This is a genomic window from Candidatus Rokuibacteriota bacterium (assembly GCA_016188005.1).
In the GTDB taxonomy this organism is placed as follows: Bacteria; Methylomirabilota; Methylomirabilia; order Rokubacteriales; family CSP1-6; genus UBA12499.
In genome coordinates, this window is the sequence record JACPIQ010000045.1 from 48,824 (window position 1) to 74,451 (window position 25,628).

The 25,628-nt window shown below is 70.6% G+C and carries 21 protein-coding genes and 1 tRNA gene; 19 read left to right on the top strand and 3 right to left on the bottom strand.

What is annotated here, in order from left to right:
• Window positions 1-35 precede the first annotated feature (35 nt).
• From HYV93_09320 to HYV93_09375, 12 genes are all read left to right on the top strand, one after another.
• Complete coding sequence (locus HYV93_09320; protein MBI2526169.1) at window positions 36-1,856, top strand: ATP-dependent metallopeptidase FtsH/Yme1/Tma family protein; 1,821 nt, start codon at window positions 36-38, stop codon at window positions 1,854-1,856.
• A gap of 220 nt (window positions 1,857-2,076) precedes the next feature.
• Window positions 2,077-2,904, top strand: coding sequence for a dihydropteroate synthase (gene folP, locus HYV93_09325; protein MBI2526170.1), 828 nt, complete (start codon window positions 2,077-2,079; stop codon window positions 2,902-2,904).
• 4 nt (window positions 2,905-2,908) lie between these two features.
• Window positions 2,909-3,733 (top strand): TIGR00159 family protein, encoded by an 825-nt coding sequence (locus HYV93_09330; protein MBI2526171.1) that lies wholly within the window; start codon window positions 2,909-2,911, stop codon window positions 3,731-3,733.
• Complete coding sequence (locus HYV93_09335; protein MBI2526172.1) at window positions 3,730-4,431, top strand: YbbR-like domain-containing protein; 702 nt, start codon at window positions 3,730-3,732, stop codon at window positions 4,429-4,431. Before HYV93_09330 ends, HYV93_09335 begins: the two co-directional genes overlap by 4 nt.
• Window positions 4,428-5,780, top strand: coding sequence for a phosphoglucosamine mutase (locus tag HYV93_09340; GenBank protein ID MBI2526173.1), 1,353 nt, complete (start codon window positions 4,428-4,430; stop codon window positions 5,778-5,780). Before HYV93_09335 ends, HYV93_09340 begins: the two co-directional genes overlap by 4 nt.
• On the top strand, window positions 5,781-6,194 hold the full coding sequence (gene acpS / locus HYV93_09345; GenBank protein MBI2526174.1) for a holo-ACP synthase: 414 nt from the start codon (window positions 5,781-5,783) through the stop codon (window positions 6,192-6,194).
• The gene (locus tag HYV93_09350; GenBank protein ID MBI2526175.1) at window positions 6,172-6,948 is read left to right on the top strand and encodes a hypothetical protein; all 777 of its coding nucleotides are present in this window, start codon (window positions 6,172-6,174) and stop codon (window positions 6,946-6,948) included. Before acpS ends, HYV93_09350 begins: the two co-directional genes overlap by 23 nt.
• 2 nt (window positions 6,949-6,950) lie before the next feature.
• A complete protein-coding gene (locus tag HYV93_09355; protein ID MBI2526176.1) occupies window positions 6,951-8,552 on the top strand; it encodes an NAD(P)H-hydrate dehydratase in 1,602 nt (533 codons plus the stop codon).
• On the top strand, window positions 8,549-8,998 hold the full coding sequence (tsaE, locus tag HYV93_09360) for a tRNA (adenosine(37)-N6)-threonylcarbamoyltransferase complex ATPase subunit type 1 TsaE (GenBank protein MBI2526177.1): 450 nt from the start codon (window positions 8,549-8,551) through the stop codon (window positions 8,996-8,998). The genes HYV93_09355 and tsaE overlap by 4 nt, the downstream gene beginning before the upstream one ends.
• The gene (locus HYV93_09365) at window positions 8,991-10,316 is read left to right on the top strand and encodes a VanZ family protein (GenBank protein MBI2526178.1); all 1,326 of its coding nucleotides are present in this window, start codon (window positions 8,991-8,993) and stop codon (window positions 10,314-10,316) included. Before tsaE ends, HYV93_09365 begins: the two co-directional genes overlap by 8 nt.
• A 42-nt stretch (window positions 10,317-10,358) precedes the next feature.
• On the top strand, window positions 10,359-11,045 hold the full coding sequence (gene radC / locus HYV93_09370; protein MBI2526179.1) for a DNA repair protein RadC: 687 nt from the start codon (window positions 10,359-10,361) through the stop codon (window positions 11,043-11,045).
• Between the two features lie 13 nt (window positions 11,046-11,058).
• Entirely contained in the window at window positions 11,059-11,502 is a 444-nt protein-coding gene (locus tag HYV93_09375; GenBank protein ID MBI2526180.1) for a VOC family protein, read from the top strand.
• Here the strand turns inward: HYV93_09375 and HYV93_09380 are convergent.
• Together HYV93_09380 and HYV93_09385 are read right to left on the bottom strand one after the other, a co-directional pair.
• Entirely contained in the window at window positions 11,488-11,730 is a 243-nt protein-coding gene (locus HYV93_09380) for a hypothetical protein (GenBank protein ID MBI2526181.1), read from the bottom strand. The two genes, HYV93_09375 and HYV93_09380, sit on opposite strands and share 15 nt — an antisense overlap.
• A gap of 336 nt (window positions 11,731-12,066) precedes the next feature.
• Entirely contained in the window at window positions 12,067-13,056 is a 990-nt protein-coding gene (locus HYV93_09385; protein MBI2526182.1) for a hypothetical protein, read from the bottom strand.
• Window positions 13,057-13,178: 122 nt separating this feature from the next.
• Between HYV93_09385 and HYV93_09390 the strand changes: the two genes are divergently transcribed.
• The 5 genes from HYV93_09390 (at window position 13,179) to HYV93_09410 (ending at window position 20,894) form a co-directional block, all read left to right on the top strand.
• Window positions 13,179-13,595, top strand: a complete 417-nt coding sequence (locus HYV93_09390) for a nucleotidyltransferase domain-containing protein (GenBank protein ID MBI2526183.1) — start codon at window positions 13,179-13,181, stop codon at window positions 13,593-13,595.
• Window positions 13,592-14,026 (top strand): DUF86 domain-containing protein, encoded by a 435-nt coding sequence (locus HYV93_09395; GenBank protein ID MBI2526184.1) that lies wholly within the window; start codon window positions 13,592-13,594, stop codon window positions 14,024-14,026. The genes HYV93_09390 and HYV93_09395 overlap by 4 nt, the downstream gene beginning before the upstream one ends.
• Before the next feature lie 84 nt (window positions 14,027-14,110).
• Window positions 14,111-14,186, top strand: a tRNA-Val gene (locus HYV93_09400).
• A gap of 292 nt (window positions 14,187-14,478) precedes the next feature.
• Window positions 14,479-17,700 carry a tetratricopeptide repeat protein gene (locus HYV93_09405; GenBank protein MBI2526185.1) on the top strand — a complete coding sequence of 1,074 codons (3,222 nt, stop codon included), beginning with the start codon at window positions 14,479-14,481 and terminating at the stop codon, window positions 17,698-17,700.
• A 2-nt stretch (window positions 17,701-17,702) separates the two neighbouring features.
• Complete coding sequence (locus HYV93_09410) at window positions 17,703-20,894, top strand: tetratricopeptide repeat protein (GenBank protein MBI2526186.1); 3,192 nt, start codon at window positions 17,703-17,705, stop codon at window positions 20,892-20,894.
• Between the two features lie 284 nt (window positions 20,895-21,178).
• Here the strand turns inward: HYV93_09410 and HYV93_09415 are convergent, their stop codons facing one another.
• Window positions 21,179-22,045 carry a THxN family PEP-CTERM protein gene (locus HYV93_09415; GenBank protein ID MBI2526187.1) on the bottom strand — a complete coding sequence of 289 codons (867 nt, stop codon included), beginning with the start codon at window positions 22,043-22,045 and terminating at the stop codon, window positions 21,179-21,181.
• Window positions 22,046-22,634: 589 nt separating this feature from the next.
• Here HYV93_09415 and HYV93_09420 point away from each other — a divergent pair.
• Both HYV93_09420 and HYV93_09425 read left to right on the top strand, forming a co-directional pair.
• Window positions 22,635-24,110, top strand: coding sequence for a metallophosphoesterase (locus HYV93_09420; protein MBI2526188.1), 1,476 nt, complete (start codon window positions 22,635-22,637; stop codon window positions 24,108-24,110).
• A complete protein-coding gene (locus HYV93_09425) occupies window positions 24,107-25,492 on the top strand; it encodes a hypothetical protein (GenBank protein MBI2526189.1) in 1,386 nt (461 codons plus the stop codon). The genes HYV93_09420 and HYV93_09425 overlap by 4 nt, the downstream gene beginning before the upstream one ends.
• The last annotated feature ends 136 nt before the right edge of the window (window positions 25,493-25,628 follow it).

The window sequence follows — 25,628 nt, forward strand, 5'->3', positions numbered from 1 at the left end:
CCCCCCCGGGGGCCGTATGCTATACTTTTTGCACGATGAACCCGTTTTACAAGAACCTCGCGCTGTGGATGGTCATCGGCCTGATCGTCATCCTCCTGTTCAACCTGTTCCAGGCCAAGGAGTCTCCCCGCGACGAGGTCGTCTTCTCCGACTTCCTCAAGAAGGTCGAGGCGGGAGAGGTGCGCGAGGTCACGCTGCGGGGCAATGCCGTGAGCGGCAAGCTCACCAACGGCGAGCCCTTCCGCACCATCACGGCTGACTACCCCGACCTCGTGAAGGTGCTCAAGGACCGGGGCGTCCGCATCAGCGTCAAGCCGGTGGACGGTAACCCGTCGTACTTCGCCATCTTCCTGCAGTGGGTGCCGATGCTGCTCTTCATCGGCGTGTGGGTCTTCTTCATGCGCCAGATGCAGGGGGGCGGCGCCAAGGCGCTCTCCTTCGGCAAGGCGCGCGCCCGGCTCATCTCGGAGAAGCAGAACAAGATCACCTTCCAGGACGTGGCGGGCGTGGAGGAAGCGAAGGAAGAGCTGCGGGAGATCATCGAGTTCCTGAAGGATCCGCCGAAGTTCCAGAAGCTCGGCGGCAAGATCCCGAAGGGCGTGCTCCTGGTGGGGCCGCCCGGCACCGGCAAGACGCTCCTGGCCAAGGCCATCGCCGGTGAGGCCAACGTGCCCTTCTTCTCCATCTCGGGCTCGGACTTCGTCGAGATGTTCGTCGGCGTCGGCGCCTCGCGCGTCCGCGACCTCTTCGAGCAGGGCAAGAAGCACGCCCCCTGCATCATCTTCATGGACGAGATCGACGCGGTGGGGCGCCACCGTGGCGCGGGCCTTGGCGGCGGCCACGACGAGCGCGAGCAGACGCTCAACCAGCTCCTCGTCGAGATGGATGGCTTCGAGACCAACGAAGGCGTGATCCTCATCGCCGCCACGAACCGCCCCGACGTGCTGGACCCGGCGCTGCTCCGCCCCGGCCGCTTCGATCGCCAGGTGGTCGTGGCGCGCCCGGACGTCAAGGGCCGCGAGGAGATCCTGCGAGTCCACGCCCGCCGCATCCCGCTGACGCCCAACGTGGACCTCAAGGTGCTGGCGCGCGGCACGCCCGGCTTCTCGGGCGCCGACCTCGCCAACCTGGTGAACGAGGCCGCCCTCCTCGCCGCCCGCCAGGACAAGAAGACTGTCGAGATGATCGACTTCGAGAACGCCAAGGACAAGGTGCTCATGGGTGTGGAGCGCCGGTCCATGATCATCTCGGAGTCCGAGAAGAAGACCATCGCCTACCACGAGGCCGGGCATGCCCTGGTGGCCGACCTGCTGCCGGGAGCCGATCCGCTCCACAAGGTGACGATCATCCCGCGCGGCCGGGCGCTGGGACTGACGCAGCAGCTGCCCACCGACGACAAGTACAACTACTCGAAGGAGTACCTCGTCAACCGGATCACGATCCTGCTGGGCGGCCGGGCCGCCGAGGAGGTCGTCTTCCAGCAGCAGACGACCGGCGCCGGCGACGACCTCGAGAAGGCCACGGAGATGGCCCGCAAGATGGTCTGCGAGTGGGGCATGTCCGACAAGATGGGCCCGCTCACGTTCGGCAAGAGCGAGGAGCACATCTTCCTCGGGCGCGAGATGTCCCGCCCCAAGGATTACAGCGAGGACACGGCCATCCTGATCGACTCCGAGATCAAGCGCATCGTCACGGACTGCGCCTCTCGCGCCCGGCAGATGCTCGAGGACAACCTCGAGAAGCTCCATGCCCTCGCCCGCGCCCTCCTGGAGCGCGAGTCGCTCGACGGCGAGGAGATCGCCCGGATCTTGCGGGCGCGGCCGTTCCAGGAAGCCCCCGCGCCCGCTCCCGCCTGAGCCGGGCCGGCCCGCGTCGCTCCGGTTCGCTCACGGTCGCCCCGCCACGTTCTCGGTCGGACGAGATGTCGCCGAGGGTTGCGACTCAGCGTGTTCTGCGGGGAGGGCCCCCGCCCCGGCCGGCGCCCGGCGTCCCGCCATTTCGGGCGGCGGCGGTGAGGGAGGGAATGGTATTTTTGTCTGCGTGGGAGCCGCGGCAAACCGGGCATGTCTGGCGGGGGTGAGGGTCGGCGACGGCCTCGACGTGGCAGTCATGGGGGCGATCAACGTGAGCCGCGACTCGTTCTACGGGGCTTCCGTGGCCCGCTCGGGCGACCACCTCCTGCGCCTCGCCGAGGAGATGACAGGCGCGGGGGCCGCCCTCCTCGACGTGGGGGCCATGTCCACGGCGCCGTACCGGCAGGGGGAGATCTCGGAGGCCGAGGAGACCGACCGCCTGACCTCGGCCGTCCAGCTGCTCGTCGGGAAGTTCGACGTCCCCGTGTCGGCCGACACGAGCCGGAGGGCGCCTGCCCGGGCGGCGCTCAAGGCCGGCGCTCGCGTCGTCAACGACGTGCGCGGGCTCGCCGGCGACCCCGGGGTGGCTCGGGCCGTGGCCGAGGCCGGAGCCGGGCTCATCGTCATGGCCTCGGAGCGGGACGGCCACGAAGGGCTGTCGCCGGCGGACACGGTGCTGGCCCTGCTCCGGGAGAGCCTGGCGATCGCCGCCCAGGCGGGGGTGCCAGGGGACGGGATCGTCGTGGATCCCGGGATCGGTTTCTTCAGGCGCCGCGGCATCCCGTGGCACGAGTGGGATTGCCAGGTGCTGGCCACTCTGCGCCACCTGAGAGACCTGGGCCGGCCGGTCTGTGTGGGAGTGTCGCGGAAGTCCTTCATCGGCGCCCTGGCGGGTGAGGCTGATCCGGCGCGCCGCCTCCCGGGATCGCTGGCCGCCGCGGCGGCGGCCGTGCTCGGCGGAGCGCACATGATCCGCTCCCACGACGTGGCCGAGACCGTGCAGGCCGTCAAGGTCGCACTGGCCATCCGGCAGGCCGGGGAAGGGGCGTAGGCCCGTGTGGGCTCTGCTCCAGTCCTTCCGGGTGCGCGACGCGGTGGACATCCTCCTCGTGGCTGTGGTCCTGCACCGCGTGCTCGTCATGCTCCGCGGCACGCGGGCGCTTCAGATGCTGGCAGGGCTGGGCGGGCTCATGGTGGCTTCCTTCCTGGCTCGCCGGCTGGAGCTGTTCAGCACCAGCTGGATCCTCGAGAACTTCTGGTCGGTGTGGGTGCTCGCCCTGGTGGTGCTCTTCCAGCCTGAGCTGCGGCGGGCGCTGGCGGAGATCGGGCGGAGCCCCCTCTTCCAGGGGATGACCCGGGCCGGCCAGGAGCGGCAGAGCCACGTCATCGACGATGTGGTGAAGGCCGCCGACTCCCTGGCCGCCAAGCGTATCGGGGCCCTCATGGTGCTCGAGCGGACCACTGGGCTCAGGAACTACGCCGAGCTGGGCGTCCCGCTGGATGCCCTGGTGTCGGCCGACCTCCTCGTGAGCTTGTTCTTGCCCTACTCTCCCCTCCACGACGGAGCCGTTTTCATCCGCCACAACCGTGCCGTCGCTGCCGGGTGCTTCCTGCCCCTGTCCCGGAACACCCAGCTCGGACGGGCCATGGGGACGCGGCACCGCGCGGCCCTGGGGCTGTCGGAAGAGACCGATGCCGTGGTCCTTGCGGTGTCGGAGGAAACGGGGCGCATCTCGCTCGCGGTGGGGCGCCAGATGGAGACGCCGCTGGACCGCGAGCAGCTCCGTCAGCGGCTGGCAGAGCTGTTCGCGCTGGCCCCGGGGCCCTCACCCGGGCGCGCCCCCTGGTGGGTGCCGGCGCGGGGATGGCTGAGGAGATGACGGCCCTCCTTCAACACTGGCAGCTCAAGGTCGCCGCGCTGGCCGTGGCCACCGCCCTCTGGGTGTTCGTGACGACCTCGGAGAAGGCGGAGGTGGTGGTCGCAGCTCCCCTGGAGATCGACGCCGTCCCGCCGGGCGTCCAGGTGGTCGGCGAGCGGCCCGACAGCGTGGACGTGCAGCTTCACGGGCTGCGCGCCATCCTGGGACGGCTCGGCCCCGACCAGGTGAGGGCGCGTGTGAGCCTGGCCGGCGTGCGGCCGGGCGAGGTGGTGCTTCGCGTGCTGCCCGAGCAGATCGTCGTCCCGGCCGGTGTCACCGTGCTGCGCGTGAGCCCCTCGCGGGTTCGGTTCGTCGTCGAGGCCTCCCGCTCCTCCCGGCTCACGGTGGTTCCGCGACTGACCGGCAGTCTGCAGGACGGTTATCGGGTCGTCGGCGTCAGCGTCACGCCGGCGGACGTGCAGGTGGAAGGCCCCGCCTCGCAGGTGAACGGACTGACGGAGATCGCCACGGAGCCCGTGAACCTCTCAGGCGCCACGGCCACGATCGAGCGGATGGTGGCCCTCGCCGCACCGGCGGGCTCGATCCGGATCGTCGGCGAGCGACGCGTCCGGGTCGTCGTCGAGGTCACCGGCGCCGGGACGAGGAACGGTGACTCCACGGGAGGGCGCTCGACCCTCCCCGGACGGGAGCGGACATGAGCCGCCTCTTCGGCACCGATGGGATCAGGGGGGTCGCCAATGCCGAGCCCCTCACCACCGAACTGGCCTTCCGTCTCGGGCGGCAGCTCGTCGCCACCCTCCTCGAGCACCACGGCGTCGAGAACGCGCGCTTGGTGGTCGGACGGGACACGCGGCTGTCCGGGCCCATGCTCGAGGGGGCACTGGTTTCGGGGGCTCTGTCGGCTGGCGGCGACGTGTACGCGGTCGGCGTGTTGCCCACGCCCGCCATCGCCTATCTCACCCGCGCCCTCGAAGCCCACGGAGGGGTGGTGCTCTCGGCCTCGCACAACCCCTTCGAGGACAACGGCATCAAGATCTTCTCCTCCGAGGGCTCGAAGTTCCCCGACGCCTGGGAGGACGAGATCGAGTCCCGGCTGAGGCAGCCCGATGCGGCGCCCAAGCCCACGGGGGCCAGCATCGGACGCCACTTGCCCCATGCCAGCGCCGAGGCGGACTACGTGGGCTATGCCATTGGCACCTGCCCGGTAAACCTCACCGGGCTCAGCATCGTGGTGGACTGCGCTCACGGCGCCACCTACCGGGTAGCACCCCGTGTGTTCCGCGGACTCGGGGCCCGCGTGACGGTGCTCGGCGCCCGGCCCGACGGGCGCAACATCAACCTGGGCTCAGGGGCGCTGCATCCGGAGACGCTGCGGAGGAAGGTTCTCGCCCTGGGCGCCCACCTTGGCGTCGCCTTCGACGGCGACGGCGATCGTCTCATCTCCGTGGACGAGCGCGGCGAGATCCGCGACGGTGACTACGCGCTGGCCATCTGCGCCCGCCACCTGGCCGCGCAGGGGCGGCTCCGCGGCCAGGTGCTGGTGACCACCGTGATGGCCAACCTCGGGCTCGACCGCGCGCTCGGCGAAGCCGGCATCCGAACGGTGAAGACTCAGGTCGGCGACCGCTACGTCCTGGAGGAGATGCTGAGGCTCGGGGCGAACCTGGGCGGGGAGCAGTCCGGCCACCTCCTCTTCCTGGATCACGCGACCACGGGGGACGCGATCGTCTCGGCGCTGCAGCTCCTGACCGTCATGCGCGAGACCGGCAAGTCCCTGTCCGCGCTCTCGACGTGCCTCACCAAGTTCCCCCAGGTGCTGCTGAACGTGCCGGTGAGGGAGAAGCGGCCGCTGGAGGACATCCCAGGGCTCACCGCCTGCGCCGAGGGGCACGACCGCGAGATGAACGGTTCCGGGCGCATCCTGCTGCGGTACTCAGGGACCGAGGCGTTGCTGCGGGTGATGGTAGAGGGCGAGGACCAGTCACGGATCGAGCGCATGGCCGCCGAGCTGGCGGGGATGATCCAGCGGGAAATCGGGCGCAGATAAGTGACCAGCATCAAGGGCATCGGCGTGGACCTCGCCAGGATCCCGCGGATGCGCAAGGTGATCGAGCGCTGGAACGATCGCTTCCTCCAGCGCGTCTTCACGGAGGAGGAGATCGCGTACTGCCGGCGCCGGCGAGATCCGGTCCCGCACCTCGCCGCGCGCTTCGCCGCCAAGGAGGCCGGGCTCAAGGCGCTCGGCACCGGCCTGCGCATGGGGGTGAGGTGGAAGGAGCTCGAGGTGAGGCGGGAGCCGGGGCAGGCGCCAATCCTGGTGCTGTCGGGGCGCACGCGGGCGCTGGCGCACGCGAAGGGCGCCCGGCGGGCGCTCCTGTCGCTGACGCACGATGGCGACTACGCCCTGGCCCAGGTGCTGCTCGTCGGTGGGGAGCCGGATGGCGAGGCGGAGCGCGGGTAGGCTCGTGCTGAGCCTCGCCCTGCTCCTCCAGGGTTGTGCCGGGCTGATCCCCGAGCCTGTCGTGAAGCCTCCGGCTCCCGGGACCGCGCCCGTCGGGGGCAACTTTGCCGTCGAGCGTGGCCGTCCCGGCCTCGTGATCGCAGCCCCCCACGGCAGCTCCGACAGCGCCACGGACCTCATCGGCGCCGACCTGGCTCGCCTCACGGGGTGGAGCGCCGTGGTGGTCCGGGGCTTCTCTCGTCTCGACGTCGCCGGCCGCAGGCTCAACGTGAACCGCCCCACGGAGAGCGTGCCGGGAGAAGCGCCTCGCCTCGAGGCACACACCGCCGCCGCCCGGGAGACCTTCGACGCCTACCGCGCTCACGTGGCAGCGGCGTCCCAGGGTCCGTTGCGGCTCTACGTCGAGCTCCACGGCAATGGCCGGCAGGGCAGCGCCCAGCGCATCGAGATCGCGACGGTCGGCGTGACGCGCGACGAGGCCTGGCGGCTCAAGAGCCTCCTCGAGCTGGTGCGCGATGTCCACGTGCGGGGGCGAGACGGGCTGCCCCGGCTCGAGGTGCTCGTGGAGCCGCTCGATCCGCTGCATTACACGGCCTCGGCGGCCAAGGACGAGGGCGTCCTCAAGACGGCCGAGCGCGCGCTGCACATCGAGCTGCCGCGGGCGATCCGCACCACGCACCGGGAGGCCTACACCACACTGCTGGCGGATTTCCTCGCCCAGGCCGGCCGCCTCCTCGCGCCTCCCGGCAGGTAGCCATGCTCCCGGTGTTCACCGCGGCCGAGATGCGCGCTCTCGACCTGCGGGCCACGAGCCAGCTCGGCATCCCGGGGCCGCGTCTCATGGAGGCGGCCGGCGCGGGGGCTGCCCGGCTGATCGCCGAGCGCTTCGCGCCCATCCGGGGCAAGGGCGTGCTCGTCCTCTGCGGGAAGGGGAACAACGGCGGCGACGGCTTCGTGGTCGCCCGCCACCTCAAGACCCGGGGCGCCGGGGTGAGGGTGCTCCTGTGCGGGCGACGCGCGGAGGTGAGAGGGGATGCAGCCCGGGCGCTCGGCCGATGGCGCGGGCGCGTCGAGGAGATCGTCACCGTGGCCCAGGCCGCCGCTGTCGGGGATGCGGCCCGGGCGGCCGACGTCGTCGTCGACGGGCTCCTGGGGACAGGCCTCGAGGGGCCCGCACGCGGCATCACCGCCTCGGTCATCGAGGCGATCAACGACTCCCGGGCGCCTGCGGTGGCGCTGGACCTGCCGTCGGGGCTCAGTGCAGACGGCGCAGAGATCTCCGGCCCCACGGTCAGGGCCCGCTTCACCGCCACCTTCGCCGGCTGGAAGCGGGCGCTTCTCGTGCATCCGGCCGCCGGCTACGCTGGGGAGGTGGCGGTGATTCCCATCGGCATCCCGGAGGCCGAGGTGGGCCGCGGGATCGGCACCTGGCTCCTCGAGGAAGCCGACATCAGGAGCCACTTCCCCGCCCGCCGTCGCGACGCGCACAAGGGCAGCTACGGCCATCTCCTGATCGTGGCGGGATCAGTGGGGAAGACCGGGGCGGCCGCCCTCGCCGGGCGAGCGGCGCTCAGGAGCGGGGTGGGGCTCGTCACCGTCGCCACCCCTGCCTCGCAGCAGCCCATCGTGGCGTCGCTCGGCATGGAGAGCATGACCGAGCCCCTTGCCGAGACCGCTGCGCAGACTCTCTCCCTCAAGAGCAAGGGGCGGATCCTCGAGCTGGCCGGCCGCACCGAGGCCGTGGCGCTCGGCCCCGGCCTCTCCCTCGACCCGGAGACCCAGTCGCTGGTCCGGGAGCTCCTGCGCGAGCTCCCGAAGCCCATGGTGGTGGATGCTGACGGGCTCACCGCCCTGGCCGGCGCGTCCGAGCTGCTCGAGGGCGCCGCCGGTCCCAGACTCCTCACCCCGCATCCGGGAGAGATGGCGCGCATGCTCGGGGTCCCGGTGAGCCAGGTGCAGGCGGACCGCATCGAGATGGTCCGCGTCTTCTGTGCGCGTCGTCGGGTCTGGGCCGTACTCAAGGGAGCGGGAAGTGTGATCGGCGCGCCGGACGGGGACGTCTTCGTCAATCCCACGGGCAACCCCGGGATGGCGACGGGCGGATCGGGCGATGTACTCACCGGCATGGTGGGAGCCTTCCTGGCGCGGGGGCTGGATCCGCTCGCCGCGCTCCAGTCGGCGGTGTACCTGCACGGGCTGGCGGGCGACCTGGCCTGCGCCCGGTGGGGAGAGGAGGGCCTCATCGCCGGAGACATCATCGAAGCCATTCCTGGCACGCTGCGACCCGAGACGCCGCCGGCTCGGCAGCCGGGAGCCGCCGGGCGGCGGGCCGGGGGGCGCCGCGACGACTCGCGATGAGGGTCGCCGAGACCTTGGTCTCCCGGACCCCGGAGGAGACCCGGGCCATCGGGGCGCGCCTCGGGGAGAGGCTCGGGCCGGGCGCCGTGGTCGGCTGCATCGGCGAGCTGGGCGCGGGCAAGACCTGCTTCCTCCAGGGGCTCGCCGCCGGGCTCGGCGTCACGTCGCCCGTCACGAGCCCCACCTTCGTGCTGGTGAACCATTACCGCGGCCGCCTGCCGGTGCACCATCTGGACGCCTACCGGACCGAGAGCCTCGGCGAGCTTCTGGATCTTGGCGTCGAGGAGCTGTTCCACGGCGACGGGGTCACCATCATCGAGTGGGCGGACAAGCTGCTCCCGCTTCTGCCTCCCGCCGCCCTGATCGTCAAGATCTCGGGGCTCGGTGACGAGCCCCGGGAGATCATCATCGAGGGGCCGGGCGAGGGTGCGTCGCCTCGTGGGTGACCCCGGGCGCCCCGCCGAGCGGGGGGTGCGTCCGGCCCGGCTCGTCCTGCTCGCCTACTGCGTGTTCGTCGTCTACGGGTCCTTCTTCCCCTTCAACTTCACCACCGATCCGGCCCTCATCGGTGCGCAGGCCTCGAAGATCGTGCTTCACCTGTTCGACGTCGGCGGGAAGCGCGCCTTCTCCATTCCCGACCTCGCCAGCAACGTCTTGCTGGGTCTGCCTGTCGGCCTCCTCCTCGTGGCAGGGAGGATGGTGGGCGGGTCACTTCCCGCGCGCCTGGCCGGCGTGGCGCTGCTCGAAGCGATGTTCGCGGCTGCCGTGGAGGCTGGCCAGGTCTTCACCCCAGGCCGGACGGCCTCGGCCGTCGACGCGGGGGCGCAGGTGGCAGGCGCACTCGCCGGCGCGGTGGCCGGGCTGGTGTTGCTCGGGGCGCGGAGCGAGGCCCTCGGGCGCCGGGTTGCCGGGATCATGCGCCGGAGTCCTGGCATCATCCTCGTGGCGGTGATCGCGCTGGCCCTGGCGGCGGAGTCGCTCTACCCGTATGCGGTGACGCTGGACGTGTCCACGGGCTGGGGAAACCTCAAGCGCGGCCAGTGGGCTCCGCTGGCCAGCTTCACTCGCCACTTCTGGGGAGATCTCGTCGTCGAGCGGGGGCTTTCCTATGCGGCCCTTGCCGTCGCCGCGCGCTCGGCGCTGCGGCCGGCGGCGAGTGGCCGGGCAGGCGCCTGGATCTGGCTCCTCGCCAGCGGGCTCGCGGTGGGCCTCGAGGGAGCCACGCTCCTGGTCGTGGGTCGATCGCCGAACCTCGATCACGTGATCCTGGGCAGCGCCGGCGCTCTGCTGGGAGCCGTGGTGGTCGAGCCGCTGGCGCGCGCGGGGTGGGTTCGCGCTCACGCGCCCGCGCTCCTGATCGTGGCCGCCGCGTCGCTGCTGATCTACGAGGAGCTGACGCCCTTCGACTTCGTGCTCTCTCCGGGGACCCTGCAGGCGAAGCTCCGGCGGGTCGACTGGATTCCCCTGGGCGCGTACTTCTTCGCGAGCAGCCAGGGCGCGCTCTTCGATCTGGGCAAGAAGGCCCTGCTCGGAGGTTTTCTCGGCGCAGCCCTCGGAGCCGGGGGGCGCCGCGCTCCGTGGGCGTGGACGCTCGGGCTCGGCGTCCTCCTCGAGGCCGCGCAGCTGCTCGAGCTCTCGCATGTGCCCTCCACCACGGATGCGCTCACGCTGGCGGCTGGCGCGGCTGCCGGGGCGGCGCTCCTGGCCCGGTACCGGCAACGCCCGGCGGCGCTGCCGGCGCACGCTCACCCTGTATCGGACTGACGACATTGACCGGGTTCGGCGCCCCGTGATACCTGGGACGACATGGCGAGCGGGGCAGGGATCGGCGAGTGGCCCGAGGAGGACCGGCCCCGCGAACGGCTCTATCACAAGGGTGCCGAGGCGCTGGCCGATGCCGAGTTGCTGGCCATTCAGCTCGGCTGCGGGGTGCGGGGGCAGAACGCGGTGGAGCTGGCGCGCGAGATGCTGATCCGGTACGGGTCGCTCTCGGCCCTGGCCGGGCGGGGCGTGGCGGAGCTGGCCGGGATCCGCGGGGTCGGGCGCGCGAAGGCGGTGCGGCTGGCCTCGGCCTTCGAGCTGACGCGGCGGCTGCGCTCGCGCAATGGCGCCGCGCGGGTGATTCTGAGCAGGCCCGAGCAGGTCTACGCCCGCTACGGGCCGCTCATGGAGGATCTCGACAAGGAGGTCTTCCGCATCGCGCTGCTGGATGCTCAGAACGGGCTCGTCAAGGACGTGGTGGTCTCCGAGGGCACGCTCTCTGCCAGCCTCGTGCATCCGAGGGAGGTGTTCAAGCCGGCGCTTCTCGAGCCGGCCGCTTCCCTGATCCTCCTGCACAACCACCCGAGCGGTGATCCCACCCCCAGCCGGGAGGATGTCCGGCTCACCCGCCAGCTGGTCGAGTGCTCCCGGCTGCTGGATCTCCGGATCCACGACCACGTGGTGATCGGGCGGGGCCGCTTCGTGAGCCTTGCCGAGCGCGGTACCCTGTGAAGGGGAGGATGAGATGAAGATCCAGGGCGTGGGACATGTCGTGCTGAAGGTGCGCGATCTGGAGCGTTCGGTCCGGTTCTACGCGGGCGTGCTCGGACTCAAGGAGGTCGGGCGTCTCGGGAACCGCATGGTCTTCTTCTCGGCCGGCGTGAACCACCACGACCTGGCCGTGCTCGGCGTGGGACCTGACGCGCCCGCGCCGCCTGCGGGGGCCGTGGGGCTCTACCACGTGGCCTTCAAGGTCGGCAACTCCCTGGCGGAACTCCGGGAGGCCAAGGCCCTGCTCGACGCGCGCGGAGTGCCCATCCGGGGGCTCAGCGACCACCGCGTGAGCCAGTCGATCTACACGGAGGACCCCGACGGCAACATGGTGGAGCTGTACGTGGACGCTGACCCGGCCATCTGGGCCGAGGATCCAGCCTCGGTCGCGACGGCCGGGCCGCTAGCCCTTGGCTAGCCGTTCCACTTCCTTCTTCGACAGGGTCTGGATCCGGGCGAGCAGGGTCTTCACCTTGCGCTCGGATGCATGGTCGGCGAGGATCAGCTTCTTCGACTTGGTCCCGTTGACGATGTAGGCGACCCAGTCGTCGAGGCGCGGCGTCCCCCGCCAGGCGACGGTGAGCCCGTTGAGCCGCATCCGTTTCTTGCCCTCGATCTTCGCGAGCGGCTTCCGGCTGGCTTCCATGCGTGGAATCCTCTCCTGGCGGTGGTGACGGCGTCCTGCGCCTGCATCATGTTCTGCGTCTGCCTCGCAGCCTTCGCGTCGAGCGCCACGGACCCCCGTGCAGCGCACCAAACTTATGGACCCGCGCCAGGGGTGTCAAGGCCTCGTTTCGCCGCGCCAGATGCGAGCGCGGGCGCGCCGGATTCGCTCCGCCCCCGTCAATGGCGGCTCCTGTGGACGGCCTCCACGCCGTGGACGGCCAGGCCGTCTGATACGGGCGGCGCGCCCGCGAAGGCGCGTCAGGCCGTCCGATTTTCGCCTCGGTGGATGGCTGTGGATAAGTGGATATCCTGTGGGCTATTTCCCGGGCGCCAGGAGCTCGTCGAGGATGCGACGGGCCAGGAGTGGCCCCCGGGTGATGAGCCCGGTGAAGTACGCGCAGGCCGTGGCACCGCTCTGGAGTGCCAGGCGCGCCCTTTCCGGCGTGTCGATGCCGCCGGTCGCGATGATCTCGAGCTCCGCGCCGAAGCGCGCGCGCAGCCGTCGCACGTTCTCGAGCGTCGTGGGAAAGAGCGCGGGCCCGGAGAGCCCACCGGCCTTCTGCGACAGGCGCGGCTCGTCCACGCGGCGCGTGTTCCCGCAGTTCACGATACCGAGGCCCGCATCCAGCGCCGCCGGGATGATCTGCTCCTCGTTAGCCTCCCGGTAGTCCGGCGAGACCTTCACGATCACCGGCCTGGTGGTTGCCGCCCGGACGGCCTTGAAGAGCCGGGCGAGCTCGGAGGGCTTGCGCGACCACTCGTAGACGAGGCGCGTGTTGGGCGAGGAGATGTTGATCTCGACGAGATCGCCGAGCGGAGCGAGCCCCCGCACCACCTCGACGTGCTCCTCGATGCACTCGCCGGCGGCGGCCACGATGAGGGGAACGCGGTGGGGCAGGCGCGCCAGCGCGCGGCGGTAAGCCTCGAGGCCCGGGTTCCTGAAGCCGTTGCAGTTCACGAGCCCGGGGCCCTCGGGCGTGCGGATGCGGACGAGGTTGGGGTGCGGGTGGCCGGGGCGCGGGCGGACCGTGATGCTCTTGGTGGTCACCGCGCCGAAGCCGAGCCCCATGAGGCGGCGCAGGATGGTCGTGTCGTAGTACATGGAGGAGAGGATCAGCGGGTTCGGCAGCGTGACCCCTCCGAGCGTCACGGCGAGCCGGGGGTCGGCCCTGCGGAAGACAGACAGCCGGTCGAGCGGGAGCAGCTTGAGCCCCCACTGGCCCAGCGGAACCGCCACGCGCTCCGGGAGGTGAGAGAGAACGCCGCCGTAAAAGGCGCGGTAGACGAGGTCGGCGGCGGCGGTCATCACTCAGGGCTCCCGCCGAGCATAAACGATCGGAGCGCTCCGGGCCAGCGCCCGGGCAGGGCCGCGCCACCTTTCACCGCGCCTTCGTTGACTCGCTGAGGGGGCTCCGATACAGTGGCTGCATGACACGCGCGGTCAGCGCCGAGCAAGTCGCTCAGCGCCTCGCGGACCTTCCGGCAGACATCCCCGCGCTCGAGCTCCTCGTGCTATTCGGATCGGCGGCCAAGGGTCGGGCCAGCGCCGGTAGCGACGTCGATCTCGCCGTCAGATGCCAGGGCGCGGCCGACGTCGACGCCCTTTACCTCGCCATCGCCCCGCGGCTCGCGAGCGACCGTGTGGACCTGGTGGACCTTCGTCGCGCCGGGCCCTTGCTGGCCTTCGAGGTGGCCCGGACAGGCAAGCTCCTCTTCGAACGGCGCTCCGGAGCCTTCCGGGAGTTCCAGTCGCTGGCCTCACGCCGCTACTGCGACGCCGAGAAGCTCCGCCGCTCCCAGCGGCGGGCCATCCAGCTGTTTCTCGAACGGGTGGGACTGGCGTGAGTCCGGTGGACGCGGCCGTGATCCGGCGAAAGCTCGGGCACATCATCGCCTCTCTCGACGGCCTGCGCCCGATCGCTGACCTGAGCCTCCTCGAGTACCGCGCCCGCTTCTACGAGCGCAAGGCCGCGGAGCGGATCCTGCAGGAGGCCATCGAGGCCGCTCTCGACATCAACGCCCACCTGATCGCGGAGGGCGGGGGCGAAATTCCCGACGACTACTACGGTGGGTTCGTGAGGATCGGGCAGATGGGAATCGTCGCTGTCGGGCTCGCCGATTCGCTGGCTCCATCAGCCGGACTCAGGAACCGGCTGGTTCACGAGTACGAGGCTCTCGACGACGCCAAGGTGCTGGGGGCCATCCGGACGACCCTGGAGGTCTACCCGCGCTACGTGCAAGCCATCGAGGCCCATCTCTCCAAGGCCGGTCTGTAGCTCCGAGTGTCCTCCTCCGATCAGCTGGGCTCCCGGCCGTGAGGAGTTGACGATCATCCACCGACGCTGTAGATTTCCTCACGCGGACGATTAGCTCAGTTGGCAGAGCACCGGCCTCACATGCCGGGGGTCACTGGTTCAAGTCCAGTATCGTCCACCAGATCCGACGCGGAGCGCGCAGGCGCTCCGCGTTCTTCTTCGAGCGCCAGGCCCGTTGTCCCGGTGGCCCCGATCGTGCAGGCCTTCGTCTCCGGCCGGTGCGGGAGCGCACCCGGCAATTCTTGCGTGGTCGCGCAGCCGCGGGTCGGCGAGACGCGGCGACCGCCGGAAAGGCGGCGGGCGGAGAAATCACCCATGATAGACTGCAGAGCGCGGACGCCCGAGATGCGCGCTTCGACGATCCACCAACCAGAGCCCGGGAGCATGCTCCCCCAGCCAGAGAGGTGCCAGGCGTGAACGCTATCTGCACGCGCGCGCTCCGCGTCGTCGCAACGGTTGTCGTCGTGGCCACGCTCCTGACGCTGGCCGGGTGCGGCCAGAGCCCCGAGGTCAAGAAGCAGAAGGCGGTCGAGCGGGCCGAGCAGTATCTCAAGGACGGAAAGCCCAACGAGGCCATCATCGAGCTGCGCACTGCGCTGCAGGTGGACAAGGACTTCGTCCCCGCGCTGCACGCTCTGGGCCGGGCGTACTCGGCCAAGGCGTGGTACGCCGATGCCGCGCGAGAGCTGAGCCGCGCCCAGGCGCTGGCGCCGGACTCGGTGCCCGTGGCCACGCAGCTCGGGCGCGTGCTGGTGGAGCTGGGCGCCTGGTCGGATGCCGAGGCTGCCGCGGAGGTGGTTCTCTCGCGGGAGCCGGGGAGCGCGGACGGGGTCTTCGTCCGAGCGGCCACGCTCCTCGGACAGCGCCGGCTCGAGGAGGCGCTGGCAGTGCTGGAGACAGCCTCGCGGGGTGGTGTGACGTCGACGCCCGAGCTGCAGAGCGTGCGCGCCGAGGTCCTGCTCCTCCAGGGGAAGCCGCAAGAGGCCGAGCAGGTATACCAGGCGGTCATCGCCAGCAACCCGAAGGACGCTCGGAGCCTCGCCGGGCTCGCGGGGATCCTGCTTGCCCGCGGGAAGCCCGACGAGGCGGCCCGGCTCTACGCCGATGCGCGGGCAGTGAAACCGGCGGACGCCAGGATCCGGGTGGGGCTCGCGCTGGCCAAGGACCGGCTGGGGAAGCGTGACGAGGCCATCCGGGAGCTGGAGGAACTTGACGGGCGCGCCCGGACGGCGGCGGTGATGATGGCGCTGGGGGAGCTGTACCTCAAGGCCAACCGCGCCAGCGATGCCGCCAGCGCCCTGGCGCCAGTAGTCCAGCAAGCCCCGAAGTACACGCGGGCCCGTTACCTGCTCGGGTCCGCCTACCTCGCCGGCAACCGGCCGGATCAGGCGATCGTGCAGCTCGAGGAGCTGAACAAGCAGGTCCCCAACGAACCTCTCGTCCACTTTCGCCTCGCCCACGCCTACGCGCGGCGGGGTCGCGCCCGAGAAGCGCTGGTCCTCCTGAACGGGCTTGCCAAGCCTCTCGAGAAGGTCGCCGACTACCATGCCGAGCGCGGGCGGGTGCTGCTCTTGCTCGGCCGGCGCGACGAGGCCCTGCGTGCCGCCGGAGAGGCCCAGCGGCTGGCCCCCCAGAGCCCCCAGCCCTATCTCCTCCTGGGGCACATCCACGCCCAGGGGGGGAACAGCAAGGCCGCGCGTGAGATGTACGCCAAGGCCGCCGAGGTGGACTCAGGCTTCGCCCCGGCGCACGTCGCCCTGGGGCGCCTCCACGCCGCCGACAAGGACATGAACGCAGCGCTCAAGGAGTTCGACCTCGCCGCCCAGGCCGATCCTCAGTCGCTGGTCGTGGCCCGGACGAAGGCGGCTGCCCTGGTCCAGCAGGAGCGGGCGAAGGAGGCCGTGCAGTACGTGGAGACCATGGCCAAGGCCCAGCCCAGGGAGGCGGGATTCCAGTCACTGCTCGGTGGGCTCCACAGCCGCGAGCGCCGCTGGGACATGGCGGCGGCGGCCTACCGGAAGGCCCTCGAGATCGACCCGAAGGCCCTCGAGCCGCGCCTGGGGCTGGCGCGCGTCGCGCTGGCGCAGGAACGGGAGGAGGAGGCCATAGGGCACCTGCAGGCCGTTGTCAAGGAGCGGCCGGCCCAGCCCACGGCCGTGTTGCTGCTGGGGGCGCTTCACGACAGACGGGCGCAGTACGACCAGGCCATCCAGGTGCTGGAGGCGGCGGCCAAGGCGGATTCCCGCCAGCAGGCCTTCACGCTTGCCCTGGGCGACCTGTACCTCAAGAGAGGGCGCTACGACGAGGCGCTGGCCCGCATGTCCGAGCTGCTGGGCGAAGCGCCGGACCTGGCGGTGGCCCGGCTCATCCGCGCACAGGCCTACCTCTCCAAGGGGGACGGCGCCGCCGCGCTCAAGGACGTGACCGTGGTGGTCAGCGCCAACCCGAAATCCGACAGGGCGCAGTACATGCTCGCGCGCACCAACGCAGCCCTCGGGCGGCTGCCCGAGGCTCGGGCCGCCTACCGCGAGGCGCTCAAGCTCAACCCGGAGATGGCCTCCGCGAAGGCGGAGCTGGCGGCCCTCTCCGGACAGAAGCCCGAGGCGGGAGCCGGCACCGAGCCTCTCGCGAAGCTCCAGGAGGCCGTGAAGAAGGAGCCCAGGAACCCCGCGCTCCGGGAGGAGCTGGCCCGGGCCCTGCTCACCGCCGGCAAGGGGAAAGAGGCCCAGGCCGAGCTCAAGCAGGTGCTCGAGCAGGCGCCGGCACGGGGCTCGGCCAACTACCTCATGGCCATCGCGCTGGGCCGGGATGGCCGCCCCGACGAGGCCGCGACCCACCTCGCGGCGCTTCTCCGCACCAACCCCTCCCACGTCGAGGGCAACGTCTTGATGGCGGCCCACCTGCAGCGGCAGGGGCGCCGCGAGGAGGCGATCAAGCACCTGGAGGCCGCACTGCGCGTCAACCAGAGCCTGGGTGGCATCAAGCTCCAGCTCGGCCACCTCTACCTTGCCTCCAATCGCCTGCCCGATGCGCTCAGGATCGCGCAGGAGCTCGAGCGCGCCGCTCCCAAGAGCCCCGAGCCCCCTCTGCTGAGGGGCATGGCGCTCCTGGCCCAGCGCAAGGCCCCGGAGGCCCTCGAGGCGTTCGGGGCGGCGCTGAAGATGAAGCCTGACCTGGCTGAGGCCCATCGCGGGTCGGGGCAGGCGCACGAGACGCTGGGCCAGGTCGACCGCGCCATCGCCAGCTACCAGCGGGCCCTCACGGTCAAGGGAGACGACGTCACGGTTCTGAACAACCTCGCCTGGCTACTGGCCGAGGTGCGCCGGAACCCGGACGAGGCGCTGCCCCTGGCCAGCAAGGCCGCCCAGCTGGCGCCCCAGGCGCCCGAGGTCGCCGACACGCTGGGCTGGATCCACTACCGCCGGGGTAAGTACGCCGACGCCGAGAAGCTCCTGGTCCCGGCCGCGGAGCGCGCGCCGAAGAACGCCACCATCCAGTACCACCTCGGGATGACCTACTATCGTCTCGGCAAGAAGGGCGACGCCGCCTCGATGCTGCGCCGAGCGGCGAATCTCGACCCGAAGCTCGGCGAGCGCGAGAAGCTCCAGGACCTGATCAAAGAGATCGGGGGCTAGCAATGAGCGCACGCTGCACGGTGCTGGCGGCGCTGGCGCTGCTCGTGGCCGCCGGCTGCTCGCAGAGCCCCGAGGGGCGGAAGCAGGCGGCTCTGGCGCGGGGCGACCAGTTCCTCAAGGAAGGCAAGACCAACGAGGCCGTCGTCGAGCTGCGGAACGCGCTCCAGATCGACAAGGACTTCGTCCCGGCGCTCCATGCCCTGGGGCGAGCCTATGCCGCCAAGAGCTGGTACGGCGATGCCGTGAGAGAGCTGGGCCGGGCTCAGGTGTTGGCGCCCGAGTCGGCGCCGATCGCGGCCGAGCTGGGACGGATCCTGGTGGAGCTGGGAGCCTGGACAGAAGTCGCCGCGCAGGCGGACCGGATCCTGGGGCGGGACGCGAAGAGCGCCGATGGCGCCTATCTCCGGGCTGCGGCCCTGCTCGGGCAGGGCAAAGCCGACCAGGCCCTGGCCGCGGTGGCTGCCGCCGAGCGGGGGGGAACTCCAATTCCGGAAGCCCAGACTCTCCGTGCCGAAGCGCTGCTGGTCGGGGGAAAGCTCGCGGAGGCAGAGGAGGCGTACCGGGCCGCGCTCGCGGGGAATCCGAAGGACGCGAAAGCGCTGGGCGGGCTCGGCGCCGTGCGACTGGTCCGGCGGGACTTCCAGGAAGCGGCCCGCCTCTTCTCCGACGCCCTGGCCGTCAGGCCGCTGGACCCGAGGATCAGGGTGGGCATGGCCGCCGCCGAAGAAGCACTCGGGAGGCTCGATGAGGCGATCAGAAAGCTGGAGGAGGTGGAGGGTCGGGCGCGCACCCCGATGGTGGCCATGGCGCTGGCGGGGCTCTATCTCAAGGTGTATCGAGGCCCCGACGCCGTCGGCGCGGTCGCTCCGGTCGTCGTGGCCTTCCCGCGGCTGGCCCAGGCGCGCTATCTCCTCGGCATGGCATATCTGGCCACCAGCCAGGTGGACCAGGCCATCGCCGAGTTCGAGGAATTGGGCCGGCAGTCGGCCGCTGTCCCGCTGGTGCAGTTCAGGCTCGCCTCTGCTTATCTCAGGCGCGGCCGGGCCCGTGAGGCTCTCGGCCGCCTGGAAGAGCTGGCCAAGGCATTCGAGAAGGCTCCGGAGTACCACGTCGAGCGGGGGAGGGCGCTCCTGGCGCTGGGACGCCTCGACGAGGCCCTCAGGGCCGCGAGCGCCGCGCAGAGGCTGAACCCGCAGGCGCCCCAGCCCTATCTCCTGCTGGGACAGGTCCGGGCCCAGCAGGGCAATGCGGGCATGGCCCGAGAGATGTTCGTCAAGGCGGCCGAGGTGGACGCCACCTATGCCGCAGCCCACCTGGCCCTCGGGGGCCTCCACGTCGCCGAGAAGGACATCGAGTCTGCCCTCCGGGAATTCGACGCGGCCGTCAAGGCCGATCCACGGTCGCTGGTCGCGGCGCGCGCAAAGGCCACGGCCCTCGTGCGCGACAACCGGCTGAAGGAGGCCATCGCCTTCGTGGAGGAGGCGCTCAAGCGCGATCCGCGAAACCCGGGGTTCCATACGCTGCTCGGAGGCCTCCATCTGCGAGCAAGCCAGTGGACCCAGGCGACGGCAGCTTTCCAGCAAGCGTTGACGATCAGCCCGCGGGCGCCGGGGCCACGGCTGGGACTGGCGCGCGTGGCGCTCGCCCAGCAACGGGAGGACGAGGCCATCGCCCAGCTCCAGGCTGTCGTGAAGGCCCAACCGTCGCAGTCCACGGCGGTGCTCCTGCTCGGCGCCCTCTACGACAATCGCGCCCAGTACGATCAGTCCATCGCTCTCCTCGAGGCGGCCGACAAGGCGAGCCCGCGGCAGGCGGCGTTCGTGCTGCCGCTGGCCGACAGCTACGTGAAGAAGGGCCGATATGACGAGGCCATCGCGCGGGCGGGGGAGCTGCTCGCGCAGAACCCGGAGCTCCACGCGGCGCGGCTCGTGCGGGCCCAGGCCTTCCTCTCAAGGGGTGACGCCGCCGCCGCGCTGAAGGACGTGACCGAGGTGGCGCGCGCCAACCCCAGGTCCGAGGTGGCGCAATACATCCTCGCGCGGACCTATGCGGGGCTCGGCCGGCTGCCCGAGGCCCGGGCCGCCTACCGCGAGGCGCTCAGGCTCAACCCAGGTCTCGCGCAGGCCAAGACGGAGCTCGCCGAGATCTCGGGCGAGAAGCCAGACGAGGCGGCGCTCCGGCAGCGCGCCGAAAGGCTCCAGGACAAGGTCCGGAAGGATCCAGCCAACGCCGACCTTCGCGAGGAGATGGCGCGAGCCCTGCTGGCCATGGGCAAGACCAAGGAGGCCCAGGCCGAGCTCAAGCAGGCGCTCGACCGGGCGCCGGGGCACCCCGGGGCGAACTTCCTCATGGCCCGCACTCTCGCCGGCACGCGCCCCGACGAGGCGGCGGCTCACCTCCTGGCCGTGCTCCGGGCCAACCCCGCGCACGTCGAGGCCAATCTCGCCATGGCCCCCTACCTCCAGCAGAAGGGGAGGCGTGAGGAGGCGATCCGCCACCTCGAGGCCGCGCTTCGCGTGAACCCGAATCTCCACGACGTCAAGTTCCGGCTAGGGCTCCTCTATGCCCAGGTCAATCGCTTCGGCGAGGCGCTCAAGCTGGCCCAGGAGGTGGAGCGCGTGGCCCCGAAGCATCCCGGGCCGCCCACACTGCGCGGGCTGATGCTGCTGGGCCAGCAGAAGCCGAAGGAGGCGCTGGAGGCCTTCTCGGCCGCCCTCAGGCTCCGGCCGGATGTCTTCGAGGCCCACCGTGGCCAGGGCGAGGCCTATCAGGCCCTGGGCCAGATGGACAGGGCGATCGAGAGCTACCAGCGGGCGCTCGCTCTCAATGGCGAGGATCCCGTCGCGCTGAATAACCTGGCCTGGGCCCTGTCGGAGCATCGGAAGAAGCCGGACGAGGCCTTGCCGCTGGCCCAGAAAGCTGCCAGGGGCGCCCCCGAGTCGCCGGACCTGCTGGACACCCTCGGCTGGGTCCACTACCGCCGCGGCGCCTATCCCGAGGCGGAGAAGAGCCTCGCTCAGGCCGCTGAGCGAGCCCCGAACAGCGGCATCATCCAGTACCACCTCGGGATGACGTACTCCCGGCTCGGCCGGAAGGCCGACGCAGTCTCGGCGCTGCGGCGGGCCGCCCAGCTCGACCCAAGGCTCGGCCAGGCCGAGGGAATCGATGCGCTGATCAAGAGGCTGGGCGGATAGGCGCGACGGTCCGCGCCGCGCCCCCGCGTGTCGTCCTCCCCCTCGCTGCTGCGGCCCCACGGTGCCTCGGGGACCCGGGCCGTTTGCCCGCCCTCGAGCCCGCTCTCCGGAGGGCCCCGACCTGACCCTTGTTCTTGTGGGGCGTGCCTCGGTGTCGGCAAGCGGCCGGGCGGTGAAGGCGTGATCGGGAAGGTGAGGGTACGGCGACTGACGGTGTGCCCAGAAAAGACGAGGGCCGCGACCCTGAGGCCGCGGCCCTCGTGAGCGCGTGCGGAGAGCGCCGCCTACTTCCGGCGGCGGAAGCCCGCGACCGCGCCGAGGCCGAGAAGCCCGGCGCCCAGCAGGATCAGGCTCGCGGGCTCGGGAACCAGCGCGTGAATCACGAACCCGGTCGGCAGGAAGTTCGACAGACCCTCGAACGTGATGAAACCCAGGCAGCCAGGGGCCATCCCGGCAGCAACGCAGGCCGCGGCGCTCAGCGGGCCGAGCCCACCGGCAAAGGCGGTCACCGCATAGGTGACGGGCGCGTCCGGCCCGACCCCGTCCGAGTCATACGAGAAGAAAGAAACCAGGGACGGCAGACCAGGCACGGAGAAGATGTCAGGGCAAGAGGGAGACAGCCCCGCGCCCTCAGGGAAGCCGCAGTCATCGGCTGTGCCGTTGATTCCATCGGGCCCCGGGTTGCTGTTCACGGTCTCCGTGAAGCCGACCACAAGACCACCCACGATCGGCGCGGGAAATGGCGGGAGCCCGATCGAGGGGATCAAGGTGATGCTCGAGGCGAACGACCCCGACGTCAGGAAGGCATGGGTGCCCAGGATGGGGTTGTTGTCATGCCGGAGCGTGACGCCCGGGACAGGGATGGGGCTGCTGGTAATGGCAAGCGGGGGGCTCGTTGCCGGGTTCGGAGCCTGGATCACCACGCGGCTCTGGGCCGACGGAACGACGCAGTCTCCCCACTGGACGAGGGTGGGGGTCACTGTCGTGCATCCGCCACCTGGGCTGAAGGTTGCGCTGGTGAACGTGATCCCCTGGGACCAGGACCACGACGGGACGACCGCCGCAGACGCAGGCAGGGCGCCCAGCAGCAGCGCGCCCGACAGCAGGGCAGTGCTGGTCAACGCCCTGGCGGAATTTCTTAGCAGCCTCATGGAGAGCCTCCTGTGTGTGGGTACGTTTGCCATTTCAGGCGATGGTGTCTGCAGGGCCCGTGCCAGCTGGAGCCATCCCCTGGACAGCCACTGAAATGAATGTCCTTCCAAATACTTATACAGCTGACGGATGCCCCGCTGTTTCCTGGCGCTTTCGAGAGGTCCCGAATCTGTAAACTTTCGCGACTCCACGGGTGCAGGAGGCCCCTCCTCCCGCGATAGCTCTGGCCCCATGGAATCCTTTTCCACAGGATGTTGCGGTCGCCATTGGCGGCCTTTACCGCGATTCCAAAGGCTTTCCGGGCAACTGCTACGGGCTCGAGGGACGAGGGGCCTGTCCAGGTCCCGCACCCCCGCCCGGGTGGATCCAGGAATCAGACAGGTTGACAGGCCCCGGGGCGGTCATGGTCCTGGCGACCCCCCCATTGAGTGTCAAGGTTTCTGACACGGCTCCCTCCCGAATGGGCACTCGCAGGGGGCAGGAACGCGGTACCGCCTCCTCCACTCCCCAATTCCCCCCATCCGTGTGGGGCAGCACTTCCCCCAAATGGCTGTGGAAATCGCGGCCGGGATGTCCGATTATCGACGCGTGCGAAACGAGGACGAGCGGCGGTTCGGGTACCTCGTGGTCAGCGACCTGCACATTCAGGAGGCCGAGCACAGCCCCACCGGCCGCCTCTTCTACTTCGACGAGGAGTTCTCCGACTTCCTCCAGCACTACCTCGACGGCCGGCCGTGGCGGCTCATCATCAACGGGGACTTCGTCGAGTTCTACCACATCCCCGTGAGGCCCGATCCGGCCGACCCGCTCCTCGCGGGGGTGACTCTCTACCCCACCGACTTCAAGTTCTTCCCGGGCACGGAGTGGCAGAAATCGGTGTGGAAGCTGGACGTGGCCCTGAAGGGACACCCCCGGCTGCTTCGAACGCTCGCCCACTTCCTCGCGGCGGGCAACGAGATGCACATGATCCGGGGCAACCATGACCTGGAGTTCTGCTGGCCGCAGGTCCAGGAGCACTTCCGGCGCCGCATCGCCCAGCACCCCCCGGAGGGCGTCACCGCGGAGGAGATGGACGCGATTACCCGGAGTCGGATCACCTTCCACCCGTGGTTCTACTACGAGCCGGGGCTTCTCTACGTGGAGCACGGCCACCAGTACGACGGCTACTGCTCGAACGCGCACAACCTGCATCCGGTCCTGCCCGGCAACGACCGCCGGATGGAGCTGCCGATCTCGGCCCTGTCCATGCGGTACTTCGGCTCGCGCATCACGATCGTCGATCCCATCGCGATGGAGAACGTGAACTCGATCCCGCGCTACATCTGGCGGCTGATCCGCACGAATCCCCGCCAGGTGATCCGGATGCCCTTCTACTACCTCGAGATGGCCTACCGGATCCTCTCGAAGATCACGCGGCCGCCCGAGGCGCTCGACGCCGCCGTGGCGGCGGTGGCGGCGACGCGGCGAGACGAGATCGTGCAGCGGTTCGGCCTCGACGCCGAGACGCTCGGGCGCATCGAGGGGCTGGCCGAGCGCCCGATCATCCGGGAGCGGATGACGTCGCTCCGCTGCACCCAGATCGACCTGGTGGCGGTGGGACTCCTGGGCAGCGTGGTCGGGGTCGTCGCCGGCGCCCTCGGCATCCCCGGCACCGGCGCGTGGGCGGGCGCCGGGATCGTGCTCCTCGTGCTGCTGCTCCTGCTCGCCGGGAAGCACCGCATGTCCAAGATCAACGACCATCGAAACCTGCGGGACATCGCCCGGCGGATCCGGGAGATCATCGGCGTCCGCTACGTCGTCTTCGGGCATTCCCATGACCCCGACCTGATGCCCTTCGCCGCGTCGGAGAATGGCGCGTACTTCAACGTCGGGACCTGGATGCCGCGGCAGGGCATCGGGCAATTCCTGTACTTCGAGCTCCAGGCCGCCGCCGGCCCGCCGAAGGCCCGGCTCATGCGCTGGAATCGCGAGCGGTCGGCCGACGTGGGCCAGGCGATCGCCGAGCGGGCGCATGGCCTGCGCGAGGCGGCGCTGGGCGCGGTCACCGGGCGGGGGACGGCGTGAGCGTGGCGCGTGGCGCGATGTGCCTCGCCGGCGCGCTCGTCTGGCTCGCCGCCGCGGGGGTCGCCGTCGCCGCGGATCCGGCGCCCGCTCCACCTCCCCAGGGGCAGGTCATGGCGGCTGCGGCCGCGGCCGCGCCAGGCCCGCCTGCGCCCACGATCCCCTTCGGCATCACCGGCGTCCTCCAGTTCAAGAACTTCTCTCACTTCCACGACACGCCGCGCGATCACCGCAACATCCGGAACGAGGGGATCGCCGAGCTCACGTGGAAACGGCGCCTCAGCCCATGGAGCGAGATCCGCCTCGTCGGCGAGGCCCGCGTGGACGACGACGAGTTCGCCGACGGGGTGCATTTCCAGATTCCGGAAACCACCAAGCGCCGCAGCATGCTGAACCTGAACGAGGGAGTGCTCCGCCTGCACCGCACGCCCGTGGAGGTGACGCTCGGGAAGCAGACCTACGCCTGGGGGACGGCGGATGCCGCCAACCCCACCGACTACCTGAACCCCTATGACCTGCTGGACGTCCTGGACCGCACCAAGATCGGCATCTGGTCGGGCGCCTTCACGGCCACGGGAGGGCCGCTGAGCTACAGCATCGTCTTCGTGCCGGTCTTCACCCCGAGCCGGGACCCGCTCCCCCGGAGCCGGTGGGCCCCACGGGTCCCCCCGGGGTTCGTGGGCGTCGTCGACGACCGGGAGCTGCCGGGCAAGGGCCTCGACACCTGGCAGCTCGCCTCGCGGCTGAAGGCCACGGTGCGCGGCTGGGACGCCTCCATCAGCTACTATGACGGGTACGAGAACACCCCCGTGGTCCGCCGCGGGCAGGTGCCGGTCACGCCGTTCTTCACGGTCCCGCGGCTGACCCCGGTTTACACGCGGCTGCAGGCGGTCGGCCTCGACTTCTCGACCACGTTCGACAAGCTCGAGGTCCACGGCGAGGGAGCCTTCAAGTTCGTCGAAAGCCGTGGGCGAGACGACCGGTTCCAGTGGATCGTCGGGGCGAACTACCCCCTCGACGAGCTGCCGGTCAAGTGGCTCGAGCGGATCGACCTCATCCTGGAGTATGCGCGCGAGACCTTGCTCGACACGCGGGAGGACTCGCCCTTCGAGCGCTCGCGGGGGTTCTTCAGCGCCGCTTTCCGAAACGCCATGGCCGGGCGGGTGCGGCTCAAGTTCAACGAGGAGACCCAGTTCTCGCTGAGCGGGAGCACTGACTTCGAGTCCGCCCCGAACTACTACGTCCAGTTCAAGCTCACCCATAAGCTGACCGATGCCTTTCACGTCGAGGGGGGCGTGGACATCATCGCCGGCCCCCAGGACAGTTTCTGGGGCCAGTGGCGGGACAACGATCGGGCCTTCGCCCTGCTGAAGTACTTCTTCTAGCGTGAGTTTACCCCGCAGCGTCCGCCGGCGCGCTTCAGCGTAACCTACTTCGCCTTTCCCGATCGACGGTTACCGGCCTCGCCTCGTTCGCCGGGATCGTAGCTACTAAACGAGTGTCTCGGCAGACGGCTTTCAA

Coding starts and splice junctions, on each gene's coding strand:
- HYV93_09375 (MBI2526180.1), top strand. CDS start 11,059: ATGAAGATCCAGGGCGTGGGACATGTCGTGCTGAAGGTGCGCGATCTG.
- tsaE (MBI2526177.1), top strand. CDS start 8,549: ATGAGGGTCGCCGAGACCTTGGTCTCCCGGACCCCGGAGGAGACCCGG.
- HYV93_09385 (MBI2526182.1), bottom strand. CDS start 13,056: ATGACCGCCGCCGCCGACCTCGTCTACCGCGCCTTTTACGGCGGCGTT.
- HYV93_09350 (MBI2526175.1), top strand. CDS start 6,172: ATGGCGAGGCGGAGCGCGGGTAGGCTCGTGCTGAGCCTCGCCCTGCTC.
- HYV93_09340 (MBI2526173.1), top strand. CDS start 4,428: ATGAGCCGCCTCTTCGGCACCGATGGGATCAGGGGGGTCGCCAATGCC.
- radC (MBI2526179.1), top strand. CDS start 10,359: ATGGCGAGCGGGGCAGGGATCGGCGAGTGGCCCGAGGAGGACCGGCCC.
- HYV93_09415 (MBI2526187.1), bottom strand. CDS start 22,045: ATGAGGCTGCTAAGAAATTCCGCCAGGGCGTTGACCAGCACTGCCCTG.
- HYV93_09355 (MBI2526176.1), top strand. CDS start 6,951: ATGCTCCCGGTGTTCACCGCGGCCGAGATGCGCGCTCTCGACCTGCGG.
- HYV93_09335 (MBI2526172.1), top strand. CDS start 3,730: ATGACGGCCCTCCTTCAACACTGGCAGCTCAAGGTCGCCGCGCTGGCC.
- HYV93_09390 (MBI2526183.1), top strand. CDS start 13,179: ATGACACGCGCGGTCAGCGCCGAGCAAGTCGCTCAGCGCCTCGCGGAC.
- HYV93_09320 (MBI2526169.1), top strand. CDS start 36: ATGAACCCGTTTTACAAGAACCTCGCGCTGTGGATGGTCATCGGCCTG.
- HYV93_09410 (MBI2526186.1), top strand. CDS start 17,703: ATGAGCGCACGCTGCACGGTGCTGGCGGCGCTGGCGCTGCTCGTGGCC.
- HYV93_09380 (MBI2526181.1), bottom strand. CDS start 11,730: ATGGAAGCCAGCCGGAAGCCGCTCGCGAAGATCGAGGGCAAGAAACGG.